The sequence below is a fragment of the Mycobacterium sp. E3298 genome (assembly GCF_001666895.1).
Classification (GTDB): Bacteria; Actinomycetota; Actinomycetes; order Mycobacteriales; family Mycobacteriaceae; genus Mycobacterium.
The window spans coordinates 18,217-27,032 of sequence record NZ_LZJB01000101.1; the positions used below are offsets into that span (position 1 = coordinate 18,217).

Sequence of the window (8,816 nt, forward strand, 5' to 3'; positions counted from 1 at the left end):
TGCTCGCCAGCCGGTGGCGGACCTTTCTAGTGACCTGAGTCCTCAATCCGCGTCCATCCGGCCCTAGCCGTCGCGGGGGCATGGGATCAGGCTGGCACCCATGGGCGCTGTGACACGTGAGCGGCTGGGCCGCTGGGTGGAGCCGGTGCTGGCCGCGGCTACCGTCGTCGCGTTGGCGGCCGGGGGGATCGCCTGGCTGGCGGGGGCGCCGCGGGTCGCCGACGGCTGCTGGATCGCCGGCACGGTGGTGGCGGTGGTCCCCGCGGTGGTGTGGGTGCTGGCGGCGCTGCGCCGGGGCCGGTTCGGGGTCGACCTGATCGCGGTGTTGTCGTTGGTCGGCACGCTGCTGGTCGGCGAGTACCTCGCGGGCGCGTTGATCGCGGTGATGCTGGCCGGCGGGCGGGCGCTGGAGGCCGCCGCCGAGCGCCGCGCGTCCCACGACCTGCGGGCGCTGCTCGAACACGCGCCGAGGTTCGCCCGCCGCCGGGTGGGATCGGCGGTGGACGTCATCGCGCTCGCGGACGTGGCGATCGACGACCTGCTGGTAGTGGGCCCGGGCGAGGTGGTGCCCGTCGACGGGCGCATCGCCGGCGCGGTGGCGGTGCTGGACGAATCGGTCCTGACCGGCGAACCGCTGCAGGTGGAGCGGGCCGACGGTGAGCCGGTGCGCAGCGGCGTGGTCAACGCGGGCAGCGCCTTCGAGATGCGGGCCACGGCCACCGCCGACGACAGCACCTACGCGCAGATCGTCCGCCTGGCCGCGGAGGCCGGGGCCCAGAACGCGCCGCTGGTTCGGCTCGCCGACCGGTACGCGGCCTGGTTCCTGCCATTGACCCTGGTGGTGGCCGGGGCGGCCTGGCTGGCCAGCGGGTCGCCCGTGCGGGCGGTCGCGGTGCTGGTGGTGGCGACGCCGTGCCCGCTGCTGCTCGCCGCGCCCGTCGCGATCGTGTCCGGGTTGTCGCGGGCGTCACGGCGTGGTGTGGTGATCCGCAGCGGGGGCGCTCTGGAAAACCTCGGGCACGCAACCACTTTGGTGATGGACAAGACCGGCACCCTGACCATGGGGCGCCCCGCCGTCATCGACGTCGCCGCCGCGCCCGGACGCGACGCGATCGAGATACTGCGGGTGGCGGCCTCGGTGGATCAGATGTCCCCGCACGTGCTGGCCGAGGCGATCGTCACCGCGGCGCGGGCCCGCGACCTGGAGCTCTCGCTGCCCACCGCCGTGGTGGAGGAACCCGGCCAGGGCGTCACCGCCACCCTGGACGGCCGGCGGGTACACGTCGGCAAGCTCACGCAGGGCGCCGCGCACGCGGAATGGGCGCGGGCGGTGGTGAATCGCGCCCTGCTGGACGGGGCCGCGATCGCGTGGGTGTGCGTCGACGAGCGACCCGTCGGCGCCGTGTTGCTGCGTGACCCGCTGCGCCGCCACGCGCCGCGGACCCTGCGCCGGCTCCGCGAGGCCGGGCTGAACCGATTGGTGATGCTGACCGGGGATCGCGCCGAGCCCGCCCGCGAGGTCGCCGCCGTGCTGGGTCTGGACGAGGTGTACGCGGAGCAGACCCCGGCCGACAAGGTGGCCGCCGTGCGCGCCGAGTGTGACCGCGCGGTGACTGTGATGGTCGGCGATGGCGTCAACGACGCGCCCGCCTTGGCCGCGGCCACCGTCGGCGTGGCGATGGGCGCCCGCGGCGCGACCGCGTCCTCGGAGGCCGCCGGCATCGTGTTGACCACCGACCGGCTGGAGCGGCTCGCCGACGCGATGGACATCGCCCGCTGGTCGCGGCGCATCGCGGTGCAGAGCGCCGTCGTCGGCATGGCCTTGTCGCTGGCCGCGATGGGCGTCGCCGCCTTCGGGTGGCTGCCGCCGGCGGTGGGGGCGCTGGTGCAGGAGGGCATCGACGTCGCCGTGATCCTCAACGCGCTCCGCGCCCTGCGCGGCAATCCCGAGATCGAGGTCGACCTTCCCGCGCCGACGGAACAGCTGTTGCGGCGCTTCGACGCCGAGCACGACGAACTGCGCGACGCCGTGGACCTGTTGCGGGGCGCCGCCGATCGGTTGGCGGCCGCGGCCGACCAGTCGGCCCTGGAGTCGATCGGCCAGGCGTACGCCGTGCTCGTCGAGCGGATCATCCCGCACGAGCGCGCCGAGGAGACGCAGCTCTACCCGGCGCTGGCCCACCCGCTGGGCACCAGCGAGGCGACCGCCACGATGAGCCGGACCCACGCCGAAATCCAGCGCCTCTCCGACCGGATCGGCGCCCACCTGACCCTGGCCCGAAGCAGCGGGGCGATCGGCGCCGACCAGGTCGACGACCTGCTCGCGTGCCTCTACGGGCTGCATGCCCTGTTACGCCTGCATTTCCTGCAGGAGGAGGAAAGCTATTTCACCCTGGCCGACGACGAGCCCAATGAACCGAACCGCTTGGCGCACAAGCTATCCCGCTGACGGTGGCCGCTTCATGACCGTGCCGGGCAGCTCCGCGCCGATTTCGATGTCGTCGTAGTCGCGCCCGGCGCCCCCGCCCTTGCCACCCAGCGGCGGCCGCACCGGGACCATCGGGAGACCAGACGGCTGGGCTCCCCCCGGCGGAAGCGGGGACACCGCGGCGGCGAGCTGGACCGGTGGCTGGGCGCCGGGCAACATGCCCACCGTGGCGGGCGGCATGCTCAGCTTGCCCACCAGCACCGACACGCCCATCGCACCCCGGGGCGCCAGCCCCAGCCCGCCGGAGTTGACCGCGTTCGCCAGGTTCACCTCCGCCGTGCTCAACGCCGCCGAACCCTCAGCGAGGCCCTGGCCGATGTCGGAGCCGACGCCCTGCAGCGCCTGGGCCGCATTGATCTGCGCGACGTAGCTGAGCAGGTTGACGGGGAAGCCGCCGGCGATGAATTGATTGCCCCAGGTGCTGAAATAGGCGAACCAGCCCTTGTTGGGGTCGAACGGGCTGACACCAAGCTGGTCGATTATCGTCCCCGCGTTGGACGTCGACGAGGCGGCCAGCAGGTTGGCCGTGGTCTGGGTGGTGCCCGTGGCGGCGGGCAACACGGCGGCCTGGGTGGAGACGCCGGAGGGGTTGGCGACGGGCGGCGGCGACGAGAACTGTGACAGCTTCACCGCGCTCAGCGAGGTCGCGCCGTAGCGGTACATCGCCGCCGAGTTGTTGACCCACATCGCGTTGTACTCGGCTTCCGTCTCGGCGATGGCCGGGGCGTTTATGCCGAAGAAGTTGGTGGCCAGCAGCATCGCCAGCCGCGCGCGATTGGCCGCGACGACCGAGGGATGCACCACCGTCCAGTGCGTCAATTCAAATGCGGCCGTTACGGTTTCAACCGAGGCGGCGATCTCCTGGCACTGCGCCGCGGTGGTGCGCAACCACGCCAGGTACGGCTCGAACGCCTGGGCCATCGCCATCGCCGACGGCCCTTGCCAGGTCCCGGCCAGCGACGCGAGCTCCGCGGTGTAGCTGCTGGCCGTCGCCTCCAATTCGGCGCCGAGTTCTTGCCACACGGCGGCGGCTTCGATCATCGACCAGGCGCCGGGTCCGGAGTGGATCAGCGCCGAGGTGACTTCGGGCGGCAGCAGCCCAAAATCGATCACGTCTCGCCCAATGGAAGAGCAGGGCGGGCGGCGAGTCGCGCCGTCGACCTATCCGGCGGCGAAATTCTGCTTCCGGAGTGGTGAGGAACCATCGTCGTTCCTCATCCCCCGCTGGGCGGTCGGTGTATCACCTTCTTCGGGAGTTCCGCCCCGTATTCAAGGTCTTCGAACTTCTGCTGCTTGCGCTTGCGCCAGCCGCTGCCCGCCGAGCTGCCCGGAGGCACCGGCATCATCGGCATGAGCGGCATGCCGGTGAGCCCGGGCTCGGCGGGCAGGGGCGACACCGACGATGCGAGTTGCACCGGGGTTTGCGTCCCCGGCAGCAGACCCACCACCGCCGGCGGGGCGGTGAGCTTGCCCAGCGAGACCCCTACCCCCATGGCACCCGCGGCCGCACCGCCCGGCGCGGCCGAGACGGCGCCCGCCAGCCTGGTGATCGACGACGCCAGCGCGCCCTCGCCCTCCGAGAGCCCCAGGCCGATGTCGCTGCCCACGCCCTGCAGCGCCTGCGCCGAGGTGTTCTGCGCCAGGTAGCTGAGCAGGTTGATCGGGAAACCGGACGAGATGAACTGGTTGCCCCAGGTGCTGAAGTAGCTGAACCAGCCGGCGTTGGGGTCGAAGGGGGTGACCCCGAGCGAGTCGATGATGTTGCCCGTGCTCGACGCGCCGAGCAGCGACGCATTCGAGACCGCAGCCTGCTGGTTGACCGTCGACGACGGGTTCGCGATGGCCAGCGGCGAATTGAATTGGGACAGCGACGTGGTCGCTTGTGACGACGTGGCCTGATAGCGGCTCATCGCGGCCGAATTGTTCGCCCACATGGTCTGGTATTCGTCTTGCGTCTCGGCGATAGCCGCGGTGTTCTGGCCGAACCGGTTCGTGGCCAGCAATTGCAACAGCCGGGCCCGGTTGGCGGCAACCACCGCGGGCGGGACCACCGCCGCGCGGACGGCGGTGAACGCCGCCGCGGCCGACTCCGCGGAGGCGGCCATCTGGTGGGCCTGTTGCGCGGTCTCGCGCAGCCAGATCAGGTAGGGCTGCACGGCCTGCAGCATCGCCATGGAGGACGGCCCGTCCCACGACTCGATCAACGACGACAACACGGACGCGTACACGCCGACCGAGTTCTCCAGCTCGACGGCGAGACTCTGCCACGCGCCGGCAGCCTCGACCAGCGAACCCGCTCCGGGACCGGAGTGGATAAGGGTCGAGGTGACCTCAGGTGGCGCGAATAGGTCCATCACATCTCACATTGTCTATGCCGAGTACGCGACCGGAAAATTTCGATTACCAGGTTGCAAAGAGACCGGAAACATTACGCATTCACCCCCCAGGGTGCCGCCCTAATCCTTCCCCGTCGAGTTCCGGATGTGACGAACGATATACCCGTGACATTAGGGTATCCAAAGGCTTGCCCGACGTGGCCTTTTTCCGGCCCGGCCGCCGGCTTCCTCAGACGGTCACCGACGCCCCGCGCGCGACCTTGCCAAGGCCTACAGGCCGGGCAAGCAGATGGGAGCGCCGTAGCAGGGCGGCGGGCCGAGCGGGCGGCGGGGCGCGTCCCCCTCCCACACGAATTGGCCGACGTTGCCCATGCCGCCGACGGGAACCCAGTACCAGTGGTGGCAGACGCCCATGTCCCACCGGACATCCGGCATCGGCAACGGCTGCCCCGGGCACCAGTCGTGCGGGACCGTGAAGTTGTCCAGGGGCAGTGGGCCGATGACTTGCGGGGCGGGATTGCGCTCCGCCCCGGCGGTGCCCGCACCGAGCCCCAGGCCCGCCACCGCCACCCCTACGGACAACAGTGCCCCGGTGACGACCTTCCTGACCTTGTGATTGTTCGACATGGCCTGCGCCTTTCCTCGACGCTGGATGCTGAGGATCAGTATCCGCTCGCGCTGCTCAGATGAGCAGACAATGACCGGATCGCTACCGATCCCACGAAGAGTCCCGCGCCGCGACCTAGCTGCATAAATATCGGCGGACGCGTGGCCGAGACTTAGACTTCCGCAATGTTCTCGGAGACGCGCTATGCGATGAACGGGGACTTGCGCGTCGCGTATCGGGCGTCGGGTGAAGGTGTTCGCGACATTGTGTTCGTCCCGAACTGGTTCACAAACTGCGAGGTCTTTCCGGAGCTGCCGTCGATTCAGGGTTGGGTCGAGGCGGTGACATCGCTGGGTCGGCTGATCTTCTTCGACCAGCCGGGCACTGGGGCGTCAGATCCTGTCGAGCCTGGTGCCCTGCCGACCTTGGAGCAATGGGCCGACAGCATCACGGCGGTGCTCGACGATCTCGGGAGCGCTGAAGCGGTTCTCCTCTTGATCGATGGCGCGTTCGCGACCGGGGCATTGTTCGCGGCAACACATCCGTCACGCACAACGGCACTTGTTGTACTGGAGGGCTACGCCGATCCGGTCGCCGAACGCACCGAGGGACCCACTCCCGAGGAAGTCGTTGCCTTGATGGGCTCCATGTGGGGAACGGGGGAGTTGCAACATGTGATGAATCCGGACATGCCGTGGAACGAGGAGATCCGAGCAACGTGGGCACGACTGGAACGCCTTGCGGCGAGCCCGGGAACCGTCGCGCAGATGTTTCCACTGCTGATCGAATTGGATGTGCGGGCGGTCCTACCGACAATCCGCGTGCCGACCCTGGTCGTTCAGCACGCAGACAATGCGTTGCTTGCGTCGGCCTCGGGCGAGTACATAGCGGATCACATACCGGGGGCAAAGTACGTTGAGCTTCCAGGCCGCAACATGCACCACTGGGTCGAGCCTTGGCGCGCGTCCTTTCAGGAGGTGGCGAAATTCCTGACCGGTCACCAAGCCGATGTCGCTGATGATCGTGTGCTTGCCACGGTGCTCTTCACCGACATCGTGGACTCGACGCGCCGCGCTGCGGAGATGGGTGACCGTGACTGGCACGCGCTGCTTGATGCGCATGATGCCGTCGTGCGGTCGCAACTGGCCCGGTTTCGCGGCCGCGAGGTGAACACATCCGGCGACGGGTTTCTGGCGATGTTCGACGGCCCGCAGCGAGCGATCCGCTGCGCCATGGCGATTCGCGACGCGGTGCAGGCGCTGGGCATCGAGGTGCGTGCCGGGTTGCACACCGGCGAGTGCGAGGTCCGCGGTGATGACATCAGCGGGATCGGGGTGCACATCGGGGCGCGCGTGAGTGCACTTGCAGGCGCGAACGACGTGCTGGTATCCAGCACGCTGCGCGACCTCGTGATCGGGTCAGGGCTGGAGTTCGAGGACCGCGGCACACATCAGCTCAAGGGAGTGCCCGGCGAGTGGCGCCTGTTCGCCGTCTAGAACGGTGGCGGAGTCGATCGCCGCGTTGGATGAGCACTTCGAGCGGCGCTATCCGTCGGTGACGCCGGAGTCCGCGGCGTTGCTGGAGCGCGTCGCGGGCATGGCGCGGGCGGAGAATCGGGCGGCGGCGGGGCAGTTGGCGGTGATCGGGGAGTTGTTCGCCTACCGGCTCTCCCGGTGCGCCGAATGTGAGCAGTGGGCGGTGGATACCGAGGCGGCGGTGGCCGCGGAGGTGGCCGCGGAGTTGCGGATCAGCCAGGGGTTGGCGGCCAGCCGGGTGCGGTATGCCCGCGCGCTGCGCGAGCGGCTGCCGAAGGTGGCCGAGGTGTTCGCCGCCGGGGACATCGACTTTCGGATGGTGCAGACGCTGGTGTATCGCACCGATCTGATCACCGACGCTGAGGTGTTGGCGGCCGTGGACGCGCAGCTGGCGGCGAACGTGGCGCGCTGGCCCTCGATGAGCCAGGGCCGGTTGGGTGCGCAGGTGGACAAGGTGGTGGCGAAGGCCGATGCCGATGCGGTGCGGCGACGCCGGCAGCATGTTGCGGGGCGCGAGGTGTGGATCGGTGAGATGGGGGAGGGATTGGCCCGCATCGAGGGCACCCTCTACAGCCTGGATGCGCACGCGCTCGAGAAGCGCCTGGATGCGTTGGCGGCCACGGTGTGTGCCCACGATCCGCGCAGCCGCGAGCAGCGCCGCGCGGATGCGTTGGGCGCGCTGGCCGGCGGGGCCGAGCGGCTGGGCTGTCGCTGCGGGCGCCCGGACTGCGCGGCCGGCACCCGGCCGGCGGCCGGTGCGGTGGTGATTCACGTGCTCGCCGAGCAAGCCGCCCTGGATCGCGGGGTGGGGATGGCCAGTGAACTGCGGGCCGACGGCCTGATCCCACCGGAGCTGGTGGCCGAGTTGGCCGCCGCGGCCAAGCTGGTGCCGCTGATTCATCCCGGGGACGCGCCGCCCGAGCCGGGCTATGTGCCCTCCCAAGCGTTGGCCGATTTCGTGCGGTGCCGGGATTTGACGTGCCGCTGGCCGGGCTGTGACTGCCCGGCGATGGCCTGCGACCTCGACCACACCATCCCCTACAGCGCCGGTGGGCCCACCCATGCCAGCAACCTGAAGTGTTATTGCCGCACCCATCATTTGGTGAAGACGTTTTGGGGCTGGCGCGAGCAGCAGCTGCCCGACGGCACCCTGATCTTGACCTCCCCGGCCGGACGCACCTACGTCACCACCCCGGGCAGCGCCCTGCTGTTCCCCAGCCTCTGCCACGCCACCGGCGCCATACCGGCCGCCGAGGCCGACCCCCCGCCCCAGGACTACTGCGGCCAGCGCAGCGCGATGATGCCCAAACGCCGCCGCACCCGCAGCCAAGACCGCGCCACCCGGGTAGCCGTCGAACGCCGACACAACCGCGACGCCCGCGCGACCTCGTCCAGGAAGCCCGCCACCGCGGCGGCCAGTTCGGCGAGCGTGGCGTCGATGTCGCAGTCGTTGTAGTGGAAGCGGCGCGCCCGCAGGTCGTTGAGCATCGGCTCCCAGGCGGGCTGGTCTTCGGTGCGGACGCGGTGCAGCCGGATGGTGAAGCTGACGTAGACGTCGCGCAGGTGGCAGAGGTATTCGGCGACCGACCACACGTCGGGGCCGGGCCGGACCCGTCGCTTCTCGCGCGGGATCGCCGACACGGCCTTTCGGGCGGCGTCCGGCAGGCCGGCGATCACGCCGGTGGCGTCATCGAGCCGAGTCTCCGAATAGCTCATCCCGCAGGCGGCGCAGACATGGTCCTCGCCGGCCAGCGGGGGCAGCGACGCGGGCATGGGGCGCGAAGCTGATCAACGGCGCGGTCAACGACCTGGCGCTGATCACCGGGCAACGGCCCGAGATCCGCAGGGCG

General features: G+C 70.2%; 6 protein-coding genes and 2 pseudogenes. 4 read left to right on the plus strand and 4 right to left on the minus strand.

From position 1 onward, the window contains the following. The first annotated feature begins 100 nt into the window (after positions 1-100). Positions 101-2,449, plus strand: coding sequence for a heavy metal translocating P-type ATPase (locus A9X05_RS04630; protein ID WP_067779565.1), 2,349 nt, complete (start codon positions 101-103; stop codon positions 2,447-2,449). Here the strand turns inward: A9X05_RS04630 and A9X05_RS04635 are convergent. The 3 genes from A9X05_RS04635 to A9X05_RS04645 form a co-directional block, all read right to left on the minus strand. Beyond that, positions 2,438-3,598 carry a PPE family protein gene (locus A9X05_RS04635; protein ID WP_067756541.1) on the minus strand — a complete coding sequence of 387 codons (1,161 nt, stop codon included), beginning with the start codon at positions 3,596-3,598 and terminating at the stop codon, positions 2,438-2,440. The two genes, A9X05_RS04630 and A9X05_RS04635, sit on opposite strands and share 12 nt — an antisense overlap. 104 nt (positions 3,599-3,702) lie before the next feature. After that, the gene (locus A9X05_RS04640) at positions 3,703-4,842 is read right to left on the minus strand and encodes a PPE family protein (protein ID WP_067779568.1); all 1,140 of its coding nucleotides are present in this window, start codon (positions 4,840-4,842) and stop codon (positions 3,703-3,705) included. Between the two features lie 252 nt (positions 4,843-5,094). Beyond that, the gene (locus A9X05_RS04645; RefSeq protein ID WP_067756521.1) at positions 5,095-5,451 is read right to left on the minus strand and encodes a hypothetical protein; all 357 of its coding nucleotides are present in this window, start codon (positions 5,449-5,451) and stop codon (positions 5,095-5,097) included. Positions 5,452-5,616: 165 nt separating this feature from the next. Between A9X05_RS04645 and A9X05_RS04650 the strand changes: the two genes are divergently transcribed. Both A9X05_RS04650 and A9X05_RS04655 read left to right on the plus strand, forming a co-directional pair. Further along, positions 5,617-6,927: an adenylate/guanylate cyclase domain-containing protein gene (locus A9X05_RS04650; RefSeq protein ID WP_067779571.1), complete on the plus strand. Its 1,311-nt coding sequence runs from the start codon at positions 5,617-5,619 to the stop codon at positions 6,925-6,927. A 4-nt stretch (positions 6,928-6,931) separates the two neighbouring features. Next, positions 6,932-8,422: an HNH endonuclease signature motif containing protein gene (locus A9X05_RS04655; RefSeq protein ID WP_067779574.1), complete on the plus strand. Its 1,491-nt coding sequence runs from the start codon at positions 6,932-6,934 to the stop codon at positions 8,420-8,422. Here A9X05_RS04655 and A9X05_RS29370 read toward each other — a convergent pair. Beyond that, positions 8,332-8,739: pseudogene (locus tag A9X05_RS29370) on the minus strand (DinB family protein); the annotation flags it as partial. The gene A9X05_RS04655 and the pseudogene A9X05_RS29370 overlap by 91 nt on opposite strands. 5 nt (positions 8,740-8,744) lie before the next feature. On the opposite strand from A9X05_RS29370, the pseudogene A9X05_RS30865 reads away from it, so the two are divergent. Then, positions 8,745-8,816, plus strand: a pseudogene (locus A9X05_RS30865) (50S ribosomal protein L5); the annotation flags it as partial.